The sequence below is a fragment of the Sphingomonas morindae genome, from assembly GCF_023822065.1.
GTDB classification, from domain to species: Bacteria; Pseudomonadota; Alphaproteobacteria; order Sphingomonadales; family Sphingomonadaceae; genus Solisphingomonas; species Solisphingomonas morindae.
The window spans coordinates 2,295,515-2,319,750 of record NZ_CP084930.1 but is presented as its reverse complement, the minus strand read 5'-3'; the positions used below and the strand labels follow the sequence as shown (position 1 = coordinate 2,319,750).

15 protein-coding genes are annotated in these 24,236 nt (G+C 67.3%); 6 read left to right on the top strand and 9 right to left on the bottom strand.

The window, feature by feature from the left end:
- Positions 1 to 134: 134 nt before the first annotated feature.
- The 4 genes from kduI to LHA26_RS11410 form a co-directional block, all read right to left on the bottom strand.
- Positions 135 to 971 (bottom strand): 5-dehydro-4-deoxy-D-glucuronate isomerase, encoded by an 837-nt coding sequence (gene kduI / locus LHA26_RS11425; RefSeq protein WP_252165737.1) that lies wholly within the window; start codon positions 969 to 971, stop codon positions 135 to 137.
- 17 nt (positions 972 to 988) lie between these two features.
- Positions 989 to 2,158: a glycoside hydrolase family 88/105 protein gene (locus LHA26_RS11420; protein ID WP_252165736.1), complete on the bottom strand. Its 1,170-nt coding sequence runs from the start codon at positions 2,156 to 2,158 to the stop codon at positions 989 to 991.
- A complete protein-coding gene (locus LHA26_RS11415) occupies positions 2,155 to 3,405 on the bottom strand; it encodes an MFS transporter (protein ID WP_252165735.1) in 1,251 nt (416 codons plus the stop codon). The genes LHA26_RS11420 and LHA26_RS11415 overlap by 4 nt, the downstream gene beginning before the upstream one ends.
- Before the next feature lie 110 nt (positions 3,406 to 3,515).
- The gene (locus LHA26_RS11410; RefSeq protein ID WP_252165734.1) at positions 3,516 to 4,283 is read right to left on the bottom strand and encodes a FadR/GntR family transcriptional regulator; all 768 of its coding nucleotides are present in this window, start codon (positions 4,281 to 4,283) and stop codon (positions 3,516 to 3,518) included.
- A 186-nt stretch (positions 4,284 to 4,469) separates the two neighbouring features.
- On the opposite strand from LHA26_RS11410, the gene LHA26_RS11405 reads away from it, so the two are divergent.
- The 4 genes from LHA26_RS11405 to kduD are packed head-to-tail and all read left to right on the top strand — an operon-like array spanning position 4,470 to position 10,672.
- Positions 4,470 to 7,688 carry a glycoside hydrolase family 2 TIM barrel-domain containing protein gene (locus LHA26_RS11405; protein WP_252168362.1) on the top strand — a complete coding sequence of 1,073 codons (3,219 nt, stop codon included), beginning with the start codon at positions 4,470 to 4,472 and terminating at the stop codon, positions 7,686 to 7,688.
- Positions 7,685 to 8,623, top strand: coding sequence for a DUF4861 family protein (locus LHA26_RS11400; protein ID WP_252165733.1), 939 nt, complete (start codon positions 7,685 to 7,687; stop codon positions 8,621 to 8,623). Before LHA26_RS11405 ends, LHA26_RS11400 begins: the two co-directional genes overlap by 4 nt.
- Position 8,624: 1 nt before the next feature.
- Positions 8,625 to 9,905 carry a DUF2264 domain-containing protein gene (locus tag LHA26_RS11395; protein ID WP_252165732.1) on the top strand — a complete coding sequence of 427 codons (1,281 nt, stop codon included), beginning with the start codon at positions 8,625 to 8,627 and terminating at the stop codon, positions 9,903 to 9,905.
- An 11-nt stretch (positions 9,906 to 9,916) separates the two neighbouring features.
- A complete protein-coding gene (kduD, locus tag LHA26_RS11390) occupies positions 9,917 to 10,672 on the top strand; it encodes a 2-dehydro-3-deoxy-D-gluconate 5-dehydrogenase KduD (protein WP_252165731.1) in 756 nt (251 codons plus the stop codon).
- 12 nt (positions 10,673 to 10,684) lie between these two features.
- Here kduD and LHA26_RS11385 read toward each other — a convergent pair whose 3' ends face one another.
- Entirely contained in the window at positions 10,685 to 11,992 is a 1,308-nt protein-coding gene (locus LHA26_RS11385; RefSeq protein WP_252165730.1) for a Gfo/Idh/MocA family protein, read from the bottom strand.
- A gap of 287 nt (positions 11,993 to 12,279) precedes the next feature.
- Here LHA26_RS11385 and LHA26_RS11380 point away from each other — a divergent pair, with 287 nt between their 5' ends.
- Complete coding sequence (locus LHA26_RS11380) at positions 12,280 to 15,285, top strand: TonB-dependent receptor domain-containing protein (protein WP_252165729.1); 3,006 nt, start codon at positions 12,280 to 12,282, stop codon at positions 15,283 to 15,285.
- Between the two features lie 54 nt (positions 15,286 to 15,339).
- Here the strand turns inward: LHA26_RS11380 and LHA26_RS11375 are convergent, their stop codons facing one another.
- The 3 genes from LHA26_RS11375 to LHA26_RS11365 form a co-directional block, all read right to left on the bottom strand.
- Entirely contained in the window at positions 15,340 to 17,556 is a 2,217-nt protein-coding gene (locus tag LHA26_RS11375) for an alpha-galactosidase (RefSeq protein WP_252165728.1), read from the bottom strand.
- 56 nt (positions 17,557 to 17,612) lie between these two features.
- Positions 17,613 to 20,486 carry a TonB-dependent receptor gene (locus LHA26_RS11370; protein WP_252165727.1) on the bottom strand — a complete coding sequence of 958 codons (2,874 nt, stop codon included), beginning with the start codon at positions 20,484 to 20,486 and terminating at the stop codon, positions 17,613 to 17,615.
- A 70-nt stretch (positions 20,487 to 20,556) separates the two neighbouring features.
- Positions 20,557 to 21,768: a glycoside hydrolase family 27 protein gene (locus tag LHA26_RS11365; RefSeq protein WP_252165726.1), complete on the bottom strand. Its 1,212-nt coding sequence runs from the start codon at positions 21,766 to 21,768 to the stop codon at positions 20,557 to 20,559.
- A 526-nt stretch (positions 21,769 to 22,294) separates the two neighbouring features.
- Here LHA26_RS11365 and LHA26_RS11360 point away from each other — a divergent pair.
- Complete coding sequence (locus LHA26_RS11360) at positions 22,295 to 23,023, top strand: FadR/GntR family transcriptional regulator (RefSeq protein ID WP_252165725.1); 729 nt, start codon at positions 22,295 to 22,297, stop codon at positions 23,021 to 23,023.
- 475 nt (positions 23,024 to 23,498) lie between these two features.
- Here the strand turns inward: LHA26_RS11360 and LHA26_RS11355 are convergent, their stop codons facing one another.
- Complete coding sequence (locus LHA26_RS11355; protein ID WP_252165724.1) at positions 23,499 to 24,158, bottom strand: HAD family hydrolase; 660 nt, start codon at positions 24,156 to 24,158, stop codon at positions 23,499 to 23,501.
- Positions 24,159 to 24,236: the final 78 nt, after the last annotated feature.

The window sequence follows — 24,236 nt, the reverse complement described above, 5'->3', positions numbered from 1 at the left end:
CAAATTATTGACGCTGGTGGAGATCAGATTGCGTATGCGGTCGATTTGAATGACATATCAGGGCGCCCCCCACGACGCCCGCCGGACGGCCCGCGGGCGCCGCCCGGCCGCGATGCCGGCAGGTGGCGGCCTGCTCAGCAGAGCTGGCAGATATCCTTCACGTCCATGTCGTTGTAATCGAGGTTCTCGCCGGCCATCGCCCAGATAAAGGCATAGGCGCGCGTGCCGCTGCCCATATGGACCGACCAGGGCGGCGAGATCACCGCCTCCTCGTTGCGCATCACGATGTGCCGCAACCCATCGGGCTGGCCCATATAGTGGAAGACGCGATCCTCCTCGGGCAGATCGAAATAGAGATAGATTTCCGATCGGCGCTCATGGACGTGCGGCGGCATGGTGTTCCACACGCTGCCGGGCTTGAGCAGGGTCATGCCGAGGCATAGCGAGGCGCTGGCGCAGGTGTGCGGCAGCACCAGCTGGTAGATGGTCCGCTCGTTCGAGGTCTCCAGGCTGCCGCGCTCCATCGGATTGGCATCGGCCAGAGTGAGCTTGCGCAGCCCATGGCGGCGATGCGCGGGCACGCTGAGCAGGTAGAAGCGCGCCCCCTCGCCCGCGAACACCACCTCCTCGCTGCCCATCGGCACGTAGAGCGCTTCATATTTGGCAAGGCTGATCGCCTCGCCATCGACGGTGACGCTTCCCGTGCCGGCGCCGATATTGACGACACCCAGCTCCCGCCGCTCGAGCAGCGCATGGCCCGCCGCGCTCGCCGGCTCCTGCTGGCGCGGCAGCGCGAGCGGATCGGCGCCGGGCACCGCGCCGCCGATCACGAAACGCTCGCCGTGCGAATAGGTGAGCACGATCTCGCCGGGGCGGAACAGCCCCTCGACGAGATAGCGCGCGCGCAGATCCGCGTTGGACGCGCCTTCCATCATGTCGGGATGGGTGGCGTAGAAGGTTTTCTCGTACACGGGGCGGGTCTCCGGGATCAGGGACGGGGCGCGGATCGATCGAGCGCGGCGATGGCGGTGGCGGCGAGCAGGAAACCCCCGACGCCATAATATTGGGTATCGTCCGGCGCGACCTGCTCGGGCCGGTCGCTGACCTGCTGCACCCAGCCGAGCCGGCCGTCGGGCCGCAGGCTGCGCACCAGCGCCGCCCAGCCGCGCCGCGCGACGGGGGCATAGTCGGCCGCGTCGAGCAGCCCGGCGTGCACGCCCCAGGCCAGGCCATAGGTGAAGAAGGCGGTGCCGCTGGTCTCGGGCGGCGCGCCCTCCGGCGCCAGTAGCGAGGGCGCCCAATAGCCGTCCGGCTTCTGCAGCGTCTTCAACCGCGCGGCCATCTCGACGAACAGCCCTTCCATGCGCCGGCGATCGGCGCTGCCGGCGGGCAGCAGCGTAATGATCCGCGCCAGCCCCGCGAACACCCAGCCATTGCCGCGGCTCCAGAAGAGCTTGCGGCCGTTCGCGTCGCGCCGCTCGAAAAAGCGGCTGTCGCGGTAGAAGAGATGCTCGGCGGGATCGTAGAGAAAATCGGTGGTCGCCCAGAATTCGCGCAGCGCATAGGCGGCGTAGCGCGGATCGCCGGTCTCGCGGCTGAGCGCGAGGAAGGCGGGGGGCGCCATGAACAGCGCGTCGCACCAGCACCAGCGCGTCAGGCATTCGGTCGCGTCATAGCCCTGGGGCGGCTGGTAGAAGGCAAGGCCGACCCGGGGCGGCCGGGCGAGAATGGCATCCAGACGCGCGCGGGTCGGCGCCAGCGCCGCCGCTCCTGCCCCGTGGCGCGCGGCCCAGAGATAGGCCTGGGTGATGGCGAGATCATCGGCATGGTAGAGCCGGCCGCCCGGGGTGAAGCCCTGCGCCCGGCCCATGGCGAGGATGGCCTGGCGGATGTCGGGCGGCGCGCCGGCATCGGCGAGCGCCGTCATGCCGATCCAGAACACCGCCTGTTCCCAGCTGCGCGGATTGCGGGTCTCGCTCGTCACCCGCGCGACATGGCCCTGGTCGGAAAGGCGCGCGAGCTGCCAGCGCGCGAGCGTGACGGCGGTGGCGATCGCCGTTTCGGCGGGCGCGGCGGCCGCCGGCGGCGGGGGCGGCGCGGGCGCGGCGAGCGCGGGCGTGGCCACCAGCCAGGACAGGAGCAGCGAACGGATCATCATAGGGCCTCGCCGGAAGGAAGATCGGCCGGCGCGAGCCGGGGGCTGAGCAGATGCAACGCGGCCAGCGCGAGCAGATAGGCCGACGCCGCCACCGCGAAGATCGGCGTGTAACTGCCTGTCATGTCAAGCACATAGCCAACGAACTTGGCGATCAGCATGCCACCGATCGCACCGGCCGTGCCGCCAATGCCCACCACCGATCCCAGCGCGTGGCGGGGGAAGAGATCGGACGGCACGGTCAGCAGATTGGCGGAGAAAGCCTGGTGGCCGGCGGTGGCGAGGCCGATCAGCAGCACCGCGCCCCAGAGGGAATCGATATGCTGCACGATCGCGATCGGCATCACCGCCACCGCGCAGGCCAACATGGTGAGCTTGCGCGCGCGATTGACGCTGTAGCCGCGCCGCACCAGCCAGGACGAGCCGGCGCCGCCCGCGATGCTGCCGAGATCGGACAGGATATAGATGACCACCAGCGGCGGACCGAAGCCGCGCAGATCGAGCCCATAGCGTTTCGAGAGAAAGTCCGGCAGCCAGAAGAGGAACATCCACCAGATCGGATCGGTCATGAATTTGGGCACGGCATAGGCCCAGCTCTGCCGCACGCGGAACAGGCGCAGCCAGGGCAAGGCGGGCGCCGCCGGCTCGGCACCGCCCATGGGCGCGGCGGGCGAGCGGTAGAGGAGCAGCCACGCCGCCACCCAGACCAGCCCGATCACGCCGGTGAGGATGAAGGCCAGGCGCCAGCCAAAGGCGGCGGTGATGGCGGGCACGAGCAGCGGCGTGGCGATCGCCCCGACATTCGCGCCGGCGTTGAAGATGCCCACCGCAAGCGCACGCTCGCGCTGCGGAAACCACTCCGCCACCGCCTTGAGGCCCGCCGGAAAATTGCCGCTTTCGCCGATGCCGAGCGCGAACCGCGCGACGCCGAAGCCGAACAGGCTGCGCACCAGGCCATGGGCGATGTGCGCCGCCGTCCAGAAGCCGAAGGCGATGGCATAGCCGAAGCGCGCGCCCACCGCGTCCATGAAGCGCCCCACCGCCAGAAAGCCGAGCGCATAGGCCGCCTGAAACCAGAAGACGATGTCGGCGTAATCGCCTTCGCGCCAGCCGAACTCGACCTGCAGCACCGGCTTGAGCACGCCGATCATCTGGCGGTCGATATAGTTGATCGCCGTCGCGGCGAAGAGCAGCGCGCAGATCGTCCAGCGATAGCGCCCGAGCCCGGCCCTGGCCGCGTCCGCGCTCATCGCCGGCCCCGAAGCGGCCGCAAACAGGATGCGCAGCCTGGCCGAATCCCCGTTCGCATCGCCTCTCCTCCCCGCGGCGTGATCCCGCTTGAAGGAGGTTGTATTATAACTCAGGCGGCGCGGTCAACGGTGGCGGAGTCGCCGAGCAGGCTCACCGTCTCGCTCAACTGGGTATGGCGGCTGAGGCTTTCCTGCATATGGTGGCGCGCCGCATCGCGGGCGCGGGGCGGGTCCATGCGCACGATCGCATCGAGCACCGCCTCATGCTCGGCGCGCACCTTGGCGACATAGGCCACATGATCCGGCCCGGAGCCGTCGCGCAGATAGAGATTGCGCGGCGGCACCAGGCGCACGCCGAGGAAATCGACGATGCGGACATAATAATCATTCTGCGTGGCGCGCGCGATCGCGAGGTGGAAGGCGGCGTCGGCGCGGGCGGCCGCTTCGGGATCGCCCTCCACTTCCGCCATGCGCCGCAAGGCCTCGCGAATGGCGCCGATATCCGCGGTGGTGCGGCGCGCCGCCGCGAGCGCGGCCATTTCCGCCTCGATCGCGAGCCGCATCTCGAGCAGCTTTATCACGTCGGCGAGCGCATGGAGTTCGTCCCGCGTCACCTGGAAGGCACGGTAGCGCGCGGTTTCGGCGACGAACACGCCCGAGCCCTGGCGCGAGGTGACGAGCCCCTGCGCCGCCAGCCGCGCCACCGCCTCGCGCACCACGGTGCGGCTGACCTGTTCGTCGGCGCAGATTTCGCGCTGGGTGGGGAAGCGCGAGCCGGGCGGCATATCGCCCGATATGATCCGCTGCTCGAGCTTCCTGAACAGCGTGTCCGACAGCGAAACCGAGCTTCCCGACACCGCGATGCGATCCTTGTTCATGGTCGTCTCACAGAGCTTGTATTACCAATACCCTGGCTCTATCCCTTTCCTACCAGCCGCGCCCCCGCAAGTCGATCAAAAGCCGTGCGGGCTAGCGGATGGAAACTGGCCGCGCGTAGAATGGCCAAAAATTTATACGACAGGAGGGAGGGCTTGTCCGTGGGGTCTGTCAAGCAGCTGGTCGCGATGTCGCTGATCCTAAGCGCAGGCGCCGTGCAGGCGCAGAACGCGCCCGTGCCGCCGATCCAGCCGCAAAGCGCGGCCGATCGGCCGGACTGGGAAAATCCCGCCATCTTCGCGCGCGGCAAGGCGCCGGCCCGCGCCACCGGCTTCCCTTTCGAGAGCCAGGCCAAGGCAATCGCCGGGCATCGCACCCACAGCGACCGCTTCCTGCTGCTCAACGGGCCGTGGCGCTTTTCCTTTTCGCCGGACGCGGATCATCTGCCGACCGGCTTCGAGCGCCCGGACTATGACGTGTCGGGTTGGAAGGACATTCCCGTGCCGGCGGACTGGCAGGCCCAGGGCTATGACCAGGCCCGCTACAACAACATCACCTATCCCTTTCCCGCCAATCGCCCGCTCATTCCCCATGCCACCGACCCGGTGGGCTCCTATCGCCGCGATGTCGACGTGCCGGCGGGCTGGACGGGTTCGGACGTGATCCTCCACATCGGCGCGGCGGGATCGGCCTATTATGTGTGGGTGAATGGCGAGAAGGTCGGCTATTCCGAGGATAGCAAGCTCCCCTCCGAATTCGACGTGACGCGCTTCGTCCATCCGGGACGCAACGTCATCGCCATCCAGGTCTATCGCTGGTCGGACGGCAGCTATCTGGAGGATCAGGATTTCTGGCGCGTCTCCGGGATCGAGCGCGAAGTCTTCCTGATGGCGGCGCCCAAGACGCGGATCCGCGATTTCTTCGTCCATGCCGGGCTCGATCCGCAGTTTCGCGACGGCACGCTCGCGGTGGAATATGCCATCACGCCCGCGTCCCGCGCCACCACCGCCAGGCTGGTGCTGCTCGATGGGGACCGCCCGATGCTCAGCCTGTCCGCCCCCGTCCCGCCCGGCGAGGCCGAGCGCCAGGTGACGCTGCGCGGCACCATTCCGAACATCCGCCCCTGGACGGCCGAGACGCCTAATCTCTACATGCTGCTGGTGGAACTGTACGACGCCAAGGGGCGGATCGTGCAATCCACCTATAGCCGCATCGGCTTCCGCACGGTGGCGCTGCGCAACGGCCAGGTGACCGTCAATGGCCGGCCGATCACGATCCGCGGCGTCAATCGCCACGAACATGATCCGGAGACCTTCCACGTCCTCTCGCTGGAGTCGATGGAGCGCGACATCCAGCTGATGAAGCAGAACAACATCAACGCGATCCGCACCTCCCACTATCCCAATGATCCGCGCCTGTACGAACTGGCCGATCGCTATGGCCTCTATGTGATGGACGAGGCCGATATCGAGGATCACGCCTATGCCGAGGCGGGCAATCGCCACCCGGACGAACGGGCGCGCTACCAGCTCGGCTTCGATCCCGCCTGGCGCGAGGCGCATGTGAGCCGCGTGCGCAACATGGTGGAGCGCGACAAGAATCATCCGTCCATCCTGTTCTGGTCGCTGGGCAACGAGGCGGGGATCGGGCCGAACTTCCGCGCCGCCGCCGACGCCGCGCGCGGCCGCGATCCCGACCGGCTCATCAGCTATCTCGGCTGGAGCACCTGGGCCGATCAGCATGTCCATCGCCCCAACGACTTCGCGGACATCTATGCGCCGATGTACGACAGCGCCGCCAAGCTGAAGGACTATGCCGAGAACTGGGATTACAAGCAGCCGCTGATCGAATGCGAATACGCCCATATGATGGGCAATTCCGGCGGCGATCTGAAGGACTATTGGGATGTCATCTATGCGCATCCCGAGAAGCTGCAAGGCGGCTTTGTTTGGGATTGGGTGGACCAGTCCATGTACCGCACCACCAAGGACGGACGCCGCTATTGGGGCATGGGGGGCGAATATGGCGCCAATCCCGGCGGAGATCTCGAATTCGGCGACGGCCTGCTCCAGTCCGATCGCACCCCCAATCCGCAGCTGTTCGAGCTGCGCAAAGTCTATGCGCCGGTGCAGTTCGAGGGCTTCGATCCCGCAAGCGGCCGGGTCACCATTCTCAACCGCCAGGATTTCCTCGATCTTTCCGGCTATGCCTTCCGCTGGTCGGTGGCCGAGAATGGCGTGGAGATCGCCTCGGGCGCGCTGCCGCCCGCGGTCGCACCGGCGCGCGGGCGCGTGGCGGTGACACTGCCGCTCGCGGGCGTGCCGCGCCGGGCCGGCGCCGAATATTTCGTCACGATTGTCGCCACCGCCAAGGCGGGCACGATCCCGGCGGTGGCGGCCGGCCAGGTGATCGGCTGGGAGCAATTCCCGCTCGCGGCGGCCACCCCCGCCCCCCGATCCGCCCCGGGCGGCACGGTGGCGCTGGGCGCGGATCGCACCGCGATCCGGCTCGCGGCGGGCGATGCCGAGCTGGTGATCGACCGCACGACCGGTCTGGTGGTGCGCTATGCCGCCGGGGGCCGGCTGCTGCTGCGCGGCGGCGCGCCTAATTTCTACCGCGCGCTCACCGACAATGATGTCGGCACCGATGTGGAGCGCAGCCACAAGCCATGGCGCGAGGCGAGCAGCGTGCGGCGCGTGACGGGCATCGACACGCTGCGCACCCCCGGTGGCGCGCAGGTGACCATCCATTACACGCTGGGTGACGGCGTGGCCGATTTCGTCAGCCGCTACGCCATGGCGGCCGATGGCAGCGTGGCGGTGACGGGGCAGTTCACGCCGCTCCGGTCCGATCTGCCCGATCCGCTGCGCATCGGCCTCGCCTTCACCGCGCCGGACAGCTTCGACACGCTCGAATGGTATGGGCGCGGACCGCATGAAAGCTATGCGGACCGCAAGACGGGCGCGCCGATCGCGCTGTGGCGCGGCCGCATCGCGGATCAGAACCATGATTACATGCGGCCGCAGGAGACGGGCAACAAGGTGGATGTGCGCTGGCTCGAGCTTTCGCGCCAGGGCGCGGCCGGCGGCGTGCGCGTCGAGGGCGATGCGCCCCTCTCCGTCAACGCGCTGGCCTTTCCCTATGACGATCTCTCGCGCCGCGCGCCCGGCACGCGGCGCAGCTCCGACATTTTTCCCCATCAGGAGGTTTCGCTGATGATCGATGCGGTACAGGCCGGCGTGGGCGGCGACACGCAATGGGACGAGACCGGGCGGCCCCTGCCGCGCTATCGCATCCCGCTCCAGCCGCGCAGCTGGGGCTTCACGCTGCGCCCCTTCGCCGATGCCGGCACGATGGTGGAGAAGGCGCGCCCCGCCACCGCCACCGCTTCGGTGATCGTGCAATGAGCCGGTTCGGATCGCGCGCCGCCGCGTTTGCCGCGCTGCTGCTGACGGGGGCCGCGCCGGCTCCCGCGCCGGTGCTGCCGCCCATCGCCAAGCCGCTGCCGGCGCCCACCGATCGCCGCCCGCGCGCGACGGTGGTGCTCGCCCCCTATCGCTACGACGATCTGCTCTGGGAGAATGATCGCACCGCGCACCGTATCTATGGCCGTGCGCTCGAAGCGGCCGAGCCGCCCTCCGGCTCGGGCGTGGACAGCTGGGGCAAGAATGTGCCCTGGGCGTTTGCCGATCGCCAGCTCCGCACCGGCGACCAGCACGCCTATCATGGCGAGGGGCTCGATTTCTACAATGTCGGCACGGCGCGCGGCGCCGGCGGGCTGGGCGTGTGGCAGGACAATAAGCTGTGGACCTCGCGCAACTATGCGCAGTTCCGCATCTTCAAGAACGGACCCGATGTCGCCGATTTCGAGGTGCGCTACGCGCCCTGGCCGGTTGGTGTCGGCCATGCCGTATCGGAGACGCGGCGCTTCACCCTGCCGCTCGGCACCGCCTTCACCCGCATGGTCTCCACCATCACCGCCGATACGCCGGGGCCGCTGCTGATCGGTATCGGCATCGGCAAGCGCACCACGCTCGCCGATACGGACGGCGCGCTGACGGTGGATCGCGCGCGCGGCGTGCTCAGCTGGTGGGGCCCGGAAACGGGCGATCATGGCCGCATGGCGATCGCGCTGCGGGTCGATCCGGCGATGATCGCCGATATCCGCGACGATGCCGATAATCATCTGGTGCTGCTGCGCGTCACGCCCGGCCGGCCCTTTGTCTATTATTCGGGATCGGCGTGGAGCCTGGGCGAGGGCGGCATCCGCACCCGCGCCGATTGGGATCGCTACGTCGCCGACGCCCGGCTGGATTTCACCCCGCCCAAGGAGGCGAACTGACATGGCGTCCCCCGTCCCGCCGCTCGATCGCCGCGCCTTTCTGGGGGCGGGCGCCGCCGCCGGCGCCGCGCTGGCTGCCGATCCCGCCGCCGCGCGCTCTGCGGCACCGGCCACAGCCCCGGGGGCGGACCGGCGCTACATGGTCGATCTGCTCGCGCGCATGGCCGGCCCGGTGCTGGGCGCCATGGCCGAGGGCCAGCTCAAGGCGCGGTTCGAGCCCGAGCTAAGCCCGACCTGGGATGGCCGCCCGGTCGATGTCGCCTATCTCGAATGTTTCGGGCGGCTGATCGCCGGGATGGCGCCCTGGCTGGCGCTGCCGGCGAGCGACGACGCCGAGGGCCGGCTGCGGGCGCGCTTCGCCGAACAGGCGCTCGCCAGCTATGCCCATGCCGTCGACCCGGCGAGCCCGGACTATCTCCGCTGGACCGGCGCCGGCCAGGCGCTGGTCGATTCCGCCTATTTCACCAATGCGCTGATCCGCGCGCCCAAGGCCTTGTGGGAGCCGCTCGACACCCGCACCAAGGCGCGCATCGTGAAGGAGATCAAGGGGCTGCGCGCCATCTCCCCGCCCTATCAGAATTGGCTGCTGTTCGCCGCGATGAACGAGGCCTTCCTGCTCTCGATCGGCGAGGAGTGGGATCCGATGCGGATCGACCTCGCCATCCGCAAGGTCAATGAATGGTATGTGGGCGATGGCTGGTATGCCGATGGGCCGCATTTCCATTTCGACTATTACGGCGCCTATGTGATGCACCCGATGATGGTCGAGATCCTCGAGGTGCTCGTCGCCACCAAGGCGGCGTTCAACAGCCTCGATGCGCCGGCGCTGCTGCCCCAGGCGATGAAGCGGATGCAGCGTTATGCCACGTCGCTGGAGCGGCTGATCGGGCCCGAGGGCAGCTATCCGCCGATCGGACGCTCGCTCACCTATCGCACGGCGGTGTTCCAGCCGATCGGGCTGCTCGCCTGGCGCAAGGCGCTGCCGCCCGCCCTGCCCGAAGGCCAGGCGCGCGCCGCGACGCTCGCGGCGCAGCGCGCCATCTTCTCGCATCCGAGCAATTTCGGGCCGGACGGCTTCCTCACCATCGGCTTTGCCGGCCACCAGCCAAGCCTGGGCGACTGGTATTCCAACGCAGGCAGCATGTATCTGGCGGCGCTCAGCTTTCTCGCGCTCGGCCGGCCGGCGGACGACAGCTACTGGACGAGCCCCGCGCAGCCCTGGACGATGAAGCGCGCCTTTGCCGGCCAGCCCTTCGCCAAGGACTATTATGTCGATTATTGAGGAGGCCGGCCGTGCGCCATGCATTTGATCTGAGCGGACAAGTGGCGGTGGTGACGGGCGCCAACACCGGCATCGGCCAGGCCATCGCGGTAGCTCTCGCCGAGGCCGGCGCGGATATCGCGGCAGTGGGGCGCACCCCGGCCGAGGCGACCGCCGACAAGGTGCGCGCGCTGGGCCGCCGGATCGCGCTGATCCCCGCCGATCTCGGATCGATCGAGCCGGTGCCCCGCATCGTCTCCGAGACGCTCGCCGCGCTCGGGCGGCTGGACATTCTGGTGAACAACGCCGGCATCATCCGGCGCGCCGACGCGGTGGATTTCACCGAGGCGGATTGGGACGCGGTGATCGACACCAATCTGAAGTCGCTCTTCTTCCTCTGCCAGGCGGCCGGGCGCCACATGATCGCGCAGGGCAGCGGCCGGATCATCAACATCGCCTCGATGCTGTCCTTCCAGGGCGGCATCCGGGTGCCGAGCTACACCGCCGCAAAGTCCGGCGTCGCCGGCCTCACCCGGCTGCTGGCCAATGAATGGGCGGGCAAGGGGCTGACGGTGAACGCCATCGCACCCGGTTACATCGCCACCAACAACACCGCCCAATTGCAGGCGGATGCCACGCGCAATCGCCAGATCCTGGAGCGGATCCCGGCGGGCCGCTGGGGCGCGCCCGAGGATATCGGCGCCGCCGCCGTCTTCCTCGCCTCACCCGCCGCCGCCTATGTGCAGGGGCATGTACTGGCGGTGGACGGCGGCTGGCTGGCGCGCTGAAGCGCTGGCCGTTCAGCCCTGCGGATCGGGCGGCGGCCCGCGAAAGGCATCGCGGCCGGGCACCGGCGGCCGATGCACCGGGCGGCCCGTGCGCGCGCTTTCGTAGATCGCCTCCATCAGCCGGTGATCCTGCACGCCTTCCTCGCCGGGCGTATAGGGCCGGCGATTGGTGAGCACGCACTCCGCCATATGGTCGATCTCGGCGGCGAACTGGTTCTTGGGCGTGAGCCGCAGCGCCGTCTCGGCGGTGGCGTCGTCCTCGCGGCCGATCAGGGTGAGGCGCTGGCCCTGATATTGATAGGCGTTGGGCATGTCGATCGCGGCCTGCTCCAGCGACAAACGCTGATATTTGTCGTCGCGCGCGCCATAGCTGCAAAAGCCCGTCGCGATTGTGTTGGAGGGGAAGCGCAGCGTGAAGGAGACGGTCTCCTCCACCTCGGCGTAGCGCGGATCGCCCGGCGGCGCATAGGTGGTGGCGAAAATCTCGATCGGCTCCTCGCCGGTCAGGAAGCGCGCCGTGTTGAGGCAGTAAAGGCCGATATCGAACAGCGATCCGCCGCCCGCCATGGCCTTTTTATGGCGCCACTGGTGCGCGCCATCGGCGGCGGTCGTCTGCGTGTTGACGCCGTGGAAGCCGACCAGCCGGCCGAGCGTGCCGCCGCGCACAAGCGCATGGGCGCGGTTGTTGTAGCGCTCATATTGGATGCGATAGGCCACCATCAGATGGACATTGGCGGCCTTGCAGGCGGCCACCATCGCCTCGCCGTCGGCGGCGCTGACCGTCATCGGCTTTTCGGTGAGGACATGCTTGCCGGCTCGCGCCGCGCGTTCGCAATATTCGCGATGCATGGCGTTGGGCAGGACGATATAGACGACCTTGACCTCGGGCAGGTCCCTGATCCGATCGAAGCCCGCATAATCGAGGCAATGATCCGCCGCTATGCCATATTGAGCGGCGACGGCGCGCAGCTTTTCCGGCGATCCCGAAACCAGCGCGACCGGCTTCGCCTTCAGGCTTTCGGCGAAAGCCGGCAGGATCTCCTCCAGCGCCAGCCGGCCCAGACCGACGATGGCGAAGCCGACACGCTGCTCGGGCGGCAAGGGCGCGGGCGGCGGATCGGACGGCGTGTCGGCCGGCGCGCGCCAGGCCGGAAACCGCACCCGCCCATTTTCGACATGGCCCGTATCCACCGGATCGGGCGGCGCATAGCGGCCGGGCCCCGCCACCGCCGCGCGCCCCGCGACGAGCAGCCCCGCCGCGCCCATCCCTGCGACCTGGAACAGGCCACGGCGATTGATCGGATCCGGTCCGTTGCTCACGACAGGCTTGCTCCACGCCAATCTCAAGGTCGCCGCACAACGCGCGGGGACTAAAATCGGCAGCAATACCATCCACTTGTATGTCCCGGCCGGACCGAGGCCGGGGGCCCGATCTTCCAACCTGTCGCCCTTCTGCAACAGTTTGTGCCAAATTAAGGAGGCCGAACGTTTCCAGATTGCGTCTGCAACGGAGGCGCATAGCCTCGACTTCTAGAGGGCCGTCGGATCCGAGCGAGTGTTCGCCGACGCGCATTCGAAAAAATTGAGATAATCAGGGGACTGACTTTATGCCGCTGTCAAAGCGATCGCATCTGCTTGCCTCCGCCATTCTCGTCGCCGCATCGGCGCCCGCACTCGCGCAGAACCAACCGACAATCACTCCGAATGCGGAAGCGCCGACACCTCAGGGTGCATCCGATTCCGGTGCGATCATCGTCACCGGCACGCTTTTCCGTAATCCCCAGCTCAGCAACCCTTCGCCCGTAGTGCAGGTGACCGCCGAAAATCTCGACGCGCGCGGCATCAGCACGATTCAGGAAGGCATTCAGCGGATCGCCGCCAATAACGGCCCCGCGCTGACCAACAGCTTCACCGCCAATGGCGCGTTCGCGTCGGGCGCGTCGGCGGTGTCGCTGCGCGGCCTCACCACCAATTCGACGCTCGTACTGATCGATGGCATGCGCGCCGCCTATTACCCGCTGGCCGACGACGGCACGCGCAACTTCGTCGATCTCAACACCATTCCCGACGATGTGGTGGAGCGGATCGACGTGCTGCAGGACGGCGCCTCCGCCACCTATGGCGCCGATGCGATCGCCGGCGTGGTCAACATCATCACCAAGAAGAATTTCAAGGGCTTTTCGGGGCGCGCCGAAGGCGGCGTGTCGAGCCGGGGCGATGCCTCGCAATATCGTCTGTCCGGCACCGTCGGCATCGGCGATCTCGATGACAAGGGCTATAATGCCTATTTCAGCGGCTTCTACTATCAGCAGAACCCGCTCTACAACAAGGATCGCCCCTACCCCTATAGCAGCAACAACTTCAGCAATGTCTGCTATAACGGCACCTGCGGCACGCCCGGATCGAGCGTGGCCAACGGCCTTGACCGGAACGGCGCCTATACCGGCTTCAACCTGACCACGCCATCGACGCCCTTCATCGTCGCGCCGGCCGATGCGGCGACGGGAGCCCGTGTGGATGGCGCCCGCTACCAGCAGCTCGCGGGATGCCAGGGCGTCCCGGGCTATAGCCTGACCGCGGACGAACTCGCGGCCAATCCGAGCGCGCCTACCACCGTCTGCCCGCAGGATTATACCAATGAATATGGGCTGATCGCGCCGAAGATCCGGCGCTATGGCGCCACCGCGCGCGGCACCGCCCGCTATGGCGACACGGGCGAAGTCTTCGCCGAGTTCAATTTCCTCCAGACCAACACCGAGGTGACCGGCTACCCGGCGACCATCTACGCCAACGCGCCGGCGGGCTTCTACTTCCCGCGCTACAGCACGCGCGCCAACATCCCCTTCTACGGCAACAACACGGTTCTGCAGCTGCCCGTCTATGTGTGCCCGGCGAACACGGTCGGCGCCTGCACCGCGGCCAATGGCACGCTCAACCCGAACAACCCCTTCGCCGCCCAGGGTCAGACCGCTCTGATCGACGGCCGGCTCCCCAACGTCACCAACCGCGATTACACGCGCACCCGCGCCTATCGCGGCGCGATCGGCGCGCACGGCACGCTGATCGGCGACTGGACGTACAACGTCAACGCGACGGCGATGCACGAGGATCTGCGCCGGCGCAGCACGGGCTATGTCTACATCCAGCACCTGCTCGACGTCATCAAGGACGGCAGCTACAATTTCCTCAACCCCTCGGCGACGCCGCAATCCGTCCTCAACTATCTCGCGCCGGACGCGATCGCCGTCTCGACCTCGGATCTGGATCAGGTCGATGCGAACATCGCCGGCAAGATCATCGATCTGCCGGGCGGCCCGCTGCAGCTCGCGGTCGGCGGCGCGGTGCGGTACGAGGCGGTGGATTCGCCCTCGCTCAATTCCGACATCAATGGCGGCACGCAGCGCTACTTCACGCTCAACGGCTTCGCCACCAAGGGCCATCGCACCGTCTACTCGGCCTATGCCGAGCTGAACGCGCCGCTGCTGAAGTTCCTCACCGCCAACCTGTCGGGCCGCTACGACAAATATCCGCACGGCATCGACAATTTCTCGCCCAAGGCGGGCGTGATCGTCACGCCGATCAAGAATCTGGCGCTGAAGGGCACGTTCTCGCGCGGCTTCCGCATTCCCTCCTTCGGGGAATCCAGCGCCACCTTCCCGACCACCGGCTATGTCGGCGCCACCAAGAACATCTACACCGACAGCTTCCTGTCGCAATATGGCTGCTCGCTGGCGACCTATACCAGCTGCCCGACATACGTGACCGGCGCCACCTATGGCGCGACCTCGCTGTCGAACCCCAATCTCAAGCCGGAAAAGTCGCGCAACTTTACGGGCGGCGTGTCCTATTCGCCGATGCGGGGGATCACCGTCTCGGCGGACTATTACAATATCCGCAAGACCAACGTCATCACCACCGCCAACAACGCACCGGCGATCCTGGCCTATTATAGCGGCGAAGCCATTCCGGCCGGATACACCGTCATCGCCGACGCGCCGGACGTGAACCACCCGAACGCCACCCCGCGCATCGCCTTCGTCCAGTCGGGCTTCATCAACGCGAATACGCTGAAGACCTCGGGCATCGACCTCCAGCTCGACGCCAACCGCACCCTCTCGCCCAATGTCGGCGTCTATTTCAGTGGCCAGGCGAGCTATATCCTGAAGCTGGAGACGGTCTTCCCGGATGGCTCGGTGGAGCGGTACGACGGCACGCTCGGCAATTTCAACCTGACGGCGGGCTCGGGCACGCCCAAGTGGAAGGCCACCGCCACCGCCGGCGTCCGGCTCTGGCAGAAGCTCGATATCAACGGCACGATGAACTATTTCGACGGCTATGACCTGTCCGCCATGGATCAGGGCACGGGCTACAAGGATTGCGGGCTGGACGATGGCTCGCTGCCGTGCCGGGTGAAGAGCTATGTCACCTTCGATCTCAACGTGCAGGTGAAGGTCACCGATAAGACGACCTTCTACGCGACGGTGCAGAACATCGCCGATCGCCTGCCGCCGATCGACACCATCACCTATGGCGCCAACGGCTATAATCCGGTGCAGGGTGGCGAGGGCATTTACGGCCGCTACTTCAAGGCCGGCGTCCGCTTCGGCCTGTAACAAGGATCGCGCGTCGCCGGAGGGCCTCCCCGCCCGGCGACGCGCGAACCCGGCTCAATCGACCGCGTCGAAGACCCGGGCGGTGGCCTGGAAATCGCCGAACATCGGCAGGCTTACGCCCATCCCCATCCAATAGGCGCCGCTATGCACCTCGCCGGCCTCGCCCTCCGGCCCGGCAAGCGTGCGCATCCGATAATGGCGTGCCGGATCGAGCCCGGCGAGATGCAGCGCGGGCAGGATGTTGAGTTCGGTGCTCGAATGGAGATAGGCGAAGAGCACGGCCTGGCGCTTGTCCGCGGAAACGGTGACGCTGGCGGTGCGCCCCGCGGGATTGTCGACCGGCTCCAGCCGGTAGAGATCGCCCTGCTGGACCGTCTGCCGCACCGTCTTATAGGCCGCGATCATCCGCGTCGCCGTCGCGAAGTCCGCATCGGACCAATGGTTGAGATTGGCGCCCACGCCCAGGCCGCCCTGCATCGCGACGAGGAAGCGATAGTCGAGCGAGGTGACGCGCTTGTTCGCCCAATTGGCGGCGTCCGTAACCCAGGCCATCATCACCGCCGGCGTATAGGCCTGGGTGAAGCCGCTCTGGATGCGCAGCCGATCGAAGGGATCGGTATTGTCCGAGGTCCAGACCTGATCGGTGAGCGCCATCACGCCGAGATCGACGCGGCCGCCGCCGCTGGCGCAGCTTTCGATTTCCAGCCGCGGGTGCCGGCGCCGCAACTCGGCCAGGATGGAATAGAAGTTGCGGACATAATCCACATAGATTTTCTGTTGCTCGTCAGCGCTGACGCCGTTCTGCCCGGGTTCGGACCAGCTGCGATTATGGTCCCATTTGAGGAACTGGATGTCGTTGTGGGTGACGAGATCGTCGATCACCTTCAGCACATAGTCTCGCACCACCGGCCGGGCGAGATCGAGCACCAATTGGTTGCGCGCCTCGCTGCGCGGGCGGCCGGGCATGGAAATCACCCAATCCGGATGCTTGCGATAGAGATCGCTGTCGGGATTGACCATCTCGGGCTCGACCCAGAGCCCGAACTCCATGCCCAGGCCATGGACCTTGTCGATCAGCGGCTTCAGCCCGTTCGGGAATTTCTTGGGATTGACGGTCCAGTCGCCGAGCCCGGCATGATCGTCGTTGCGCGCGCCGAACCAGCCATCGTCCATCACGAAGCGCTCGACGCCGATCCGCGCCGCCTTTTCGGCCAGCGCCATCTGGCCCGCTTCGTCAACCGCGAACTCGGTCGCCTCCCAGCTGTTATAGAGCACGGGGCGCGGCTTGATCGCCGGGGCGCCGGGCAGGATTTGCGCTTTTTCGAAGCGGTGCAGCAGGCGCGAGGCGCCGCCCATGCCGGCATCGCTATAGCCGGCGTAGAAGACAGGCGTGTCCAGCGCCTCGCCGCCCTTGAGCGGATAGGCGAAATCAAAGGGGTTGAAGCCGCCGACCACGCGCACATCGCCGCGCACGTCCTGGTCGACGCTGATCCGCCACGATCCGCTCCAGGCGAGCGCACCGAACCAGACCGGCCCCGCCGCCTCGCTCGACTGGCCCGCGCGATCGATCGCGAACCAGGGATTCTCCGCGTGGCTGGTGGATCCGCGCCGGCTCTCCAGCACGGTGCTGCCGGTGGTGATCGGGCGCACCTGCTGCGTCCATTCGGCCGCCCAGCGGCCGGTGAGATAATGGAGGCGATAGTCGTTGCCGATCGGCAGGGTGAAGGCGGCGGCGGCGGCCTGGTCGATGCGGATCGGGGTTTTGCCCGCATTCACGATCCGCGCCGAGCGGCCGACAATGCCGGTCGCCTCGTCGATCGTGTAGCGCAGCGTCACCTTCACCGGGCGGCTGATATCCTTCAGCTCGATCAGCAGCGCATCGCCATCGCGGCGATAGCCGGCATAGCGCAGCACCAGATCGCGCACGCCGTCCGCATAGCGCAGCTTGAGCGCGGGCTCGCTGTACAAAATTCCCCCCCAGCCCGGATATTCCTGCGCCACCAGCGATACCGCCGGATCCACATCCGCCATCTTATAGGGCATCAGCGTCTGGAAGCTGTCGCTGTCCGGCACGCGCGGGCCCCAATAGGCCGATTGCACCATGCCGCCCGCGTTCACGCCAAAGGCATAGGTGACGCCGCCGCCATCGAGGCGGAACATGGTGTGCGCGGCATCCACCGTGATCGCCGCCTCGGCGCCGCCGCCGATCGCCGCCGCCGCCGCGCCGGCCAGCGCCATCGCGGCCAGACGGGCCGCCTTGTGGTTCCGCATATGCAACTCTCCCTGTCGCGCGCGGCGATCGCCGCGCGCGGTGCCCGTCTATCCGCTCAGAACTTCACCCGCGCGCCGAAATTGTAGCGCGAGCCGGAATCCTGGAACAGGAGGAAGCGCTCCTCGATCGCCGACCATTCCTTCACATGCTCGTTGAGCACGTTCACGCCCTGCACATAGACCTGGAAGTGGGAATTGATGTTGTAGGCGAGATTGAAGTCGAACTGGCCATAGGCGGAGCGGTTGCGCGGCCGCGACTGATCGGACCGGCAGGCGCGCAGATAATCCGAGCGCCAATTGTACGAAGCGCGCGCCTCGATGCCGAACTTCTCGTAGAAGACGCTGCCATTGGCCGAATGCGGCGAGAGCCCGTTATAGCCGCACTGATAATCGGCCAGGCCGATCTCGCGCTTGGCCTTGCTGTCGACATAGGTGTAGTTGCCCTGCACGCCGAAGCCGCCGAGCCAGCCTTTGAGGAAATCGAAGGCGAACTGGCCGCCCACCTCGACGCCGCGGATATAGCCCGATTGGCCGTTGCGCGTGCGCGTATCCTGATAGATGCGGCCGAACCGCTCCACCGGCAGCGTCTGCAGTTCGAGGAAGCTCGACAGATCCTTGTAGAAGGCGCCCGCGCTCACATAATTCACCCGCGACGGATACCATTCGAGCGAAATGTCGTAATTCTTGGACTTGAACGGCTTGAGATTGGGATTGCCGCCGTTCGACAGCGGCACGGCGACACGGCCGCCATAGCTGTTGTTGACGCCGAGATCGGTAAGCGTCGGCCGCGTGACCATCACCGAGAAGGCGGCGCGGGCGATCACGGTGCGCGTGAGGTTATACTTGACGTTCGCGGAGGGCAGCACGTTGGTGTAGCTGTTGCGCACCGCGATCGGCGTGGCGGTGCCATAGGTATATTGCAGCGTATCGTCGCCCGTCGTGGTGGTGACGTTGACCACCGGCAGATCGAAGCCGCGCGACAGGGTGGAGGTGTTCACCACCCGCACGCCGGCATTGCCGCTCCACCGCTCGCCGCCGAATTGCGCCGAGAAATAGCCCGACGCCACGCGCTCCAGCACGTCGAGCCGGCTGCCCAGATTTTCGCGGGTGCCGAAGGGGCCGCCCGGCAGCGCGAGCAGCCGGGCCGCCTCGGCCTGTTGCTGCGCGACGGTGCGGCCCTGGCGCGGTATGGCGAGCGTCGCCGGATCCGAGAGGTAGGCGATGATCGCGTTGGGATCATAGGCGAAGAAATTCTTCGGCAACTGGCTGCTGCCCGAGGCGTCGCTCAGGAAATTATTGAGCGCATAGGGCGTGAGGAGATTGCTCGGGATCGGCACCTCATAGCCGCAATAGGCGCAATTGCCGTCATCATTGGCGAAGTTCCGCTGCACCTTGTGGCGTTCGGAATATTCGAGGCCGGCATGGATGCCGGTGAGGATGCTGTCATGCACCGTATAGACGGTGTCGATATGATATTCCTTGCCGATATCGCGCACCCGGCCGACCGCCTGCTGCGTGAAATGGGCGCGCATCAGCGAGGGATCGGTGATGTCGCCGAAATTCGAGGCGACGGGAAGATCCTGGCCGGGCGTGAGATCGAAACGCGGGCTGGACTGAGCGAGCGAGCCCACTACCACAAAGGCGTTGGGGTTACGCTGCGTCGCCTTGGTGCGCGAGGCATCGAAGCGGATCTCGAGATCGTCGATGGGGTTCCACTTGATGTTGGCGCCGATCTGGTAGCTCTGCGTCAGGCGGTTGCTGTAGCTGACGATATTGTCGTTCTGCGAAAGGCTGGCGACGCCGGCGAGCCCAGGATTATTGGCCAGGAACTCGGTGCCCGGCCGGTTGAAGCCGGTGGCGCTGCCGGTGCCGTCCACATCCAGCCCAATATAGGGCGCCGAGTAGAAGTTGGCGAAGCGGTTGAGATTGCTGTAAACGTTGAACTTGGAATAGACGCCGTCCACCGTCACCAGCAGCCGGTCGGTGGGCTTGGCCTGGAAGGCGCCGGCGAAGTTGATCCGCTTCCTCCGATCCATTTCGCGCACGACCTGGAGATTTTGCGGCACGTTGATGGTGCCGGTGGTGGTGATCGAGGCGGGGGTGAGGCCGGTCGAACTGGGCGTGCCGTTGATCACGCGCTCGGGGCCGTAGATCCAGCCTTCGGTCTGCACGAAATCGAGCTGGCTCTTGCGATCGGTATAGGAGCCGGAGAGCACGAGGCCGATCGTCTTGTCCTGATTGGTCCAGGAGGTGACGGCCGACATGTCCGGGCTCGCCTTCTTGCGCAGCCGGTCATAGATGCCGCCCGCCGAGGCGGCGACATGAAAGCCGGACTGGCCATCGAGCGGGCGCGCGGTGATGATGTTCACCGTCGCGCCGATGCCGCCTTCCTGCAGCTCGGGGACGGGCGATTTATACACGTCGGTGCGCTGGATCATGTTCGAGGAGAGCACGTCGAACGAGAATTCGCGGCCGGGATTGTCCGTCGCCATGACCCGGCCATTGACGAGCACGGTGTTGAACTCCGGCCCGAGCCCGCGCACCGTGATGAACTGGCCCTCGCCGCCGGACCGGTCGATCGCCACGCCGGTGATGCGCTGGAGCGATTCCGCGATGTTGGTATCGGGGAATTTGCCGACGTCGGTGGCGGTGATCGAATCGACGATCTGATTGGCGTCGCGCTTGATCTTGGCCGCCGAGGCGAGGCTGTTGCGGATGCCGGTGACGATGATGGCATCGGCGCCATTGCCCGCGGCCTGCGTCGCCGCGCCCTGATCCACCTGGCCGGCGGCCGGGGTCGGCGCGCCCTGCGCCTGGTCCGGATCCCCCGCCGCCGGGCTGGCGGGATTGTCCTGCGCCAGCGCCGCCGTGAGCGGCACGCCGGCGAGCAAGGTGGAGGCCAGCAACAGCCTCGTAACGGATCGAACCATCTTCCCCTCCATGATTGGAAACGTTTGTATTTCGCTGTGTGGCCGCGGCGGCGGGCGGCGCTCGGGCGGATCAGGCGGGGCTGATCGCCAGCATCTGCGCGCCATGGGCGGGCACGCTGAGCGTGACGCCCCGGCTCGCCCCGGGCAACGCGCGATCCGCCCAGAGATCGCGCACGGCGGCGCGGCGGCCCGGCTCCCAGCCGAGCACATCCCAATGCAGCGTCATCGTCGCCGGCGCCGCGCCGCGATTGAGCAGCAGCACCGCCTGGCGACCGCCGGTGAGCGGCTTGGCCCAGATCTCCAGATCGCCATCCTGCGCGATGCGATGGCCCTGCACGCCAAGCGCATCCTGGTCCACCGCGATCACCGCCTTGTTGGTCAGGATCGCGTGGACCGCCGGCGTCATCGCATCGAGATCGTTGCCGGCGATGAGCGGCGCGGCCATGATCGCCCAGAGCGCCATGTGCGCCCGCGCCTCATCGTCGCTGAGCCCGCCATTGCCGACCTCCAGCATGTCCGGATCGTTCCAATGGCCGGGGCCGGCATAGCGCCACAGCCCCTCGTTGCGATCGGCGATGTTGATGACGCCGAGCCGGCCCTTGTCGTGCGCTTCCCACACATCGCTGATATCGCCCGTCGTGCGCCACATCTGCCCGGCGAAGGGCGTCCAGAGCCAGGGCTTGTTGGTGCCCCATTCGCACATGGAGAAGAGGATCGGGCGCCCGGAGGCGCGCAGCGCGCGCGCCATCAGCTGATAGGCTTCCTCGCCGTTGCGCGTGCCGGTGGAGCACCAGTCATATTTCAGATAATCCACGCCCCAGCGGGCATAGGTCTGCGCGTCCTGAAACTCATGGCCCTGGCTGCCCGGGCGGCCGGCGCAGGTGAGCGCGCCGGCATCAGAATAGATGCCGAACTTCAGCCCACGGCCATGGACATAATCGGCCAGCGCCTTGATCCCCGAAGGAAAGCTCCGGGCATCGGCGGTGATCACACCATTCTCGTCGCGCGGGCCCTGCCAGCAATCGTCGATCACCACATAGCGATAGCCGGCATCGCGCATGCCGGTGCGCACCAGCGCATCCGCCGCCGCGCGGATGGTCTGCTCGCTGACCGAGCAGGCGAATTTATTCCAGCTGTTCCAGCCCATGGGCGGGGTCGGCGCGGAGGCGCGCGCTTCGGGCGGGGACATGGGATCGATCGCCTGGACGGGCAGCGCCGTCATGCCGAGGCCGGCCATGGCCAGGATGCGCGCCATCTGCTTCAGAAACACGGATCGTGTCACTGCGTCTCTCCCTGTGCCGGCGTCCCGCGATCCTTTTCGGACCCGCTCAGCGCCGTTTTTTTCACAATATTTCCGCGATCGATGCGCGTCAACAATGATATGATAAATATTGCGCATTGTCGCGCGGGTGGGGAGAGGCCGGCGTCCGCGGCGTTTCGCCCCCGCGCGGCGGGCCTTCGCTCCGGGCTGCCGTTCCGCCTTTGCGCGCCACCCTCTCGCCCGTTGCAGCCGACCGCCGATTCGCGCCGACGCCGGCCTGATCGCGGGCGCGGCACTGCCCGATCGCAACATCGCGCCGGCTTTGATCTTATTTATTCGACGAAGATCGATCCCCTCGGGACACGGCGCCTATGTGCGGAGCGCGGGCCATCCGGCTCTGATGAAATAGCCTGAAATGCGGCACTTTCGCGCATCGTCCACGCCCCCAATGCGCGGGCGGCGCACATGGGCTCGGCGCCGCTCCGACGCGGGACGGCGATTCTTGCGGGCTTGCGGTAAGACAAAACTTGGCCGACGAGATGCCGGTATGGACACGTCCACCCTCGCCGCGCGTCTCTCGCCGGGGCGCAATCTCACCCAGGGCATGCTTGATGCGCTTGGCCGCAGCATCGTCACCGGCGAATATGCCGGCAAGGCCTTCCCCACCGAAGCGGATCTGGCGCGGCATTTCGATGTCAGCCGCTCGGTCACGCGGGAAGCGGTCAAGATGCTGACGGCCAAGGGCCTGTTGGTGGCGCGGCCACGCCTGGGCACGATTGTCCAGCCCGAGGCATCGTGGAACCTGTTCGATGCGGATATTCTGCGCTGGCTGCTCGAACGCAAATTCTCGATTACGCTGCTGCGCCAGTTCAGCGAATTGCGCGTCTCGATCGAACCCGCCGCCGCCGAGCTCGCCGCGCGCACCGCCACCCCGGCCGGGCTCGCGCTGATCGCCACGGGCTATGCGCGCATGGTCGCCGCCGAGGCGGGCGAGGACGATACGCTCGACGCGGACATCTCCTTCCATGTCGCGGTGCTCGAAGCCTCGGGCAATCCCTTTTACGCGCAGTTCCGCGATGTGGTGGAAACCGCGCTGCGCACCTCCATCCGCTTCACCAACCGTTTCAAGGGGCGCACCGCCAGCCTGCCGGCGCACAAGGCGGTGAAGGATGCGATCGAAGCCCGCGACAGCGCCGGCGCCCATGCCGCCATGACGCTCATCATCCGCGAGGTCATGCTGCTCATCACCGATGCGGAGCGCACCGGCCAGGAATGAGCGCGCGCCCCGCCGCCGCGCGCGCGCGGCGAGACGGGCGCTGCGGCGCCGAGGCGGGTGGGCCGATAGGCCTTGCGGCTTTCACTCTCGCAAAACCCTGGGCTCTTTGATCGCGCGCTTTGTTGATTGCGCGGTGCGAGTCCGATGCTTGCGCGCTTGGCTCAAGATCTTGGCATCATCAAATGTATAGGCACCGCACATGGCCGCCCGCGCTATCCGCGGTCTTCGCATAATCACCGATCGGCTCGGCGGCGCCGCCGCGCATTAGGCGCCCAACCGCCAGGCGCCCGACCATCAAGCCCCCGTCGGAACCGGGATGGCCGGTGCCGCCTCCCCTCTGGCCGCACCGGCGCCCCCGCCCCGCCGGCGCGCCGGAGGCCGGCCGTTCAGGAACGGACCCAGCCTCCCGTGCGCGCCGTCTCCGGTCAAGCTGCGCGATGCGAAGCGTGAGGCGGGGAAAGTGCCTAGGGGCGGCTCAGCGGAGCAGCGGCGACTCCTCGAGCCCGGCGAGCAGGGCGGCGGCATCGGCATAGAGGGCGATCGCCCCCGCCGCGCGCAGCGCCTCTTCGTCGAAGGGTCCGGAGAGCAGCGCCACCGTCGCCACCCCGCTGCGCGCCGCCGCCTCGACATCATAGGGCGTGTCGCCGATCGCCAGCGCCTCCTCGGGCGCGACGCCCACCGCCGCCAGCGCCGCCGCGAAGATATCGGGGGCGGGTTTGGAGGCCTCGACCTCGTCGCTGCTCGTCGTCGCCGTCACCACGTCGCGCAGCGCCAATCGATCGAGATAGACGTCGAGCTCGGCGCGCTTGGCCGAGGAGGCGAGCACCACCGCCCGCCCCCGCGCCGCCACCGCGCGCACCAGCTCGGCGGCGCCGGGAAAGGGGCGGACATGCGGCAGGTAGAGATCGGCGAAGATCGCCCCCTGGCGCTCGGCGATCGGCGTGTGCAGCGCGGGCTCGTCGGGCAGCAGCGCGGGCATGAGCTGATCGCCGCCCTTGCCGATCTGGGCGCGGATCGCGTCCAGCTCCTGCGGCCGCCCGGCCTCGCGGAAGGCGAGCCCCCAGGCATCGACATGCCGTTCGTTGCTGTCGATCAAGGTACCGTCGATATCGAAGAGCAGAGCGCGGATCGCCATCATCATGCCTTTGGTGGGGAGTGGATGGGAGGCAACGCGACGGGCCCGGGCAAAGTGCCACCTTTGCCGTGTTGACGC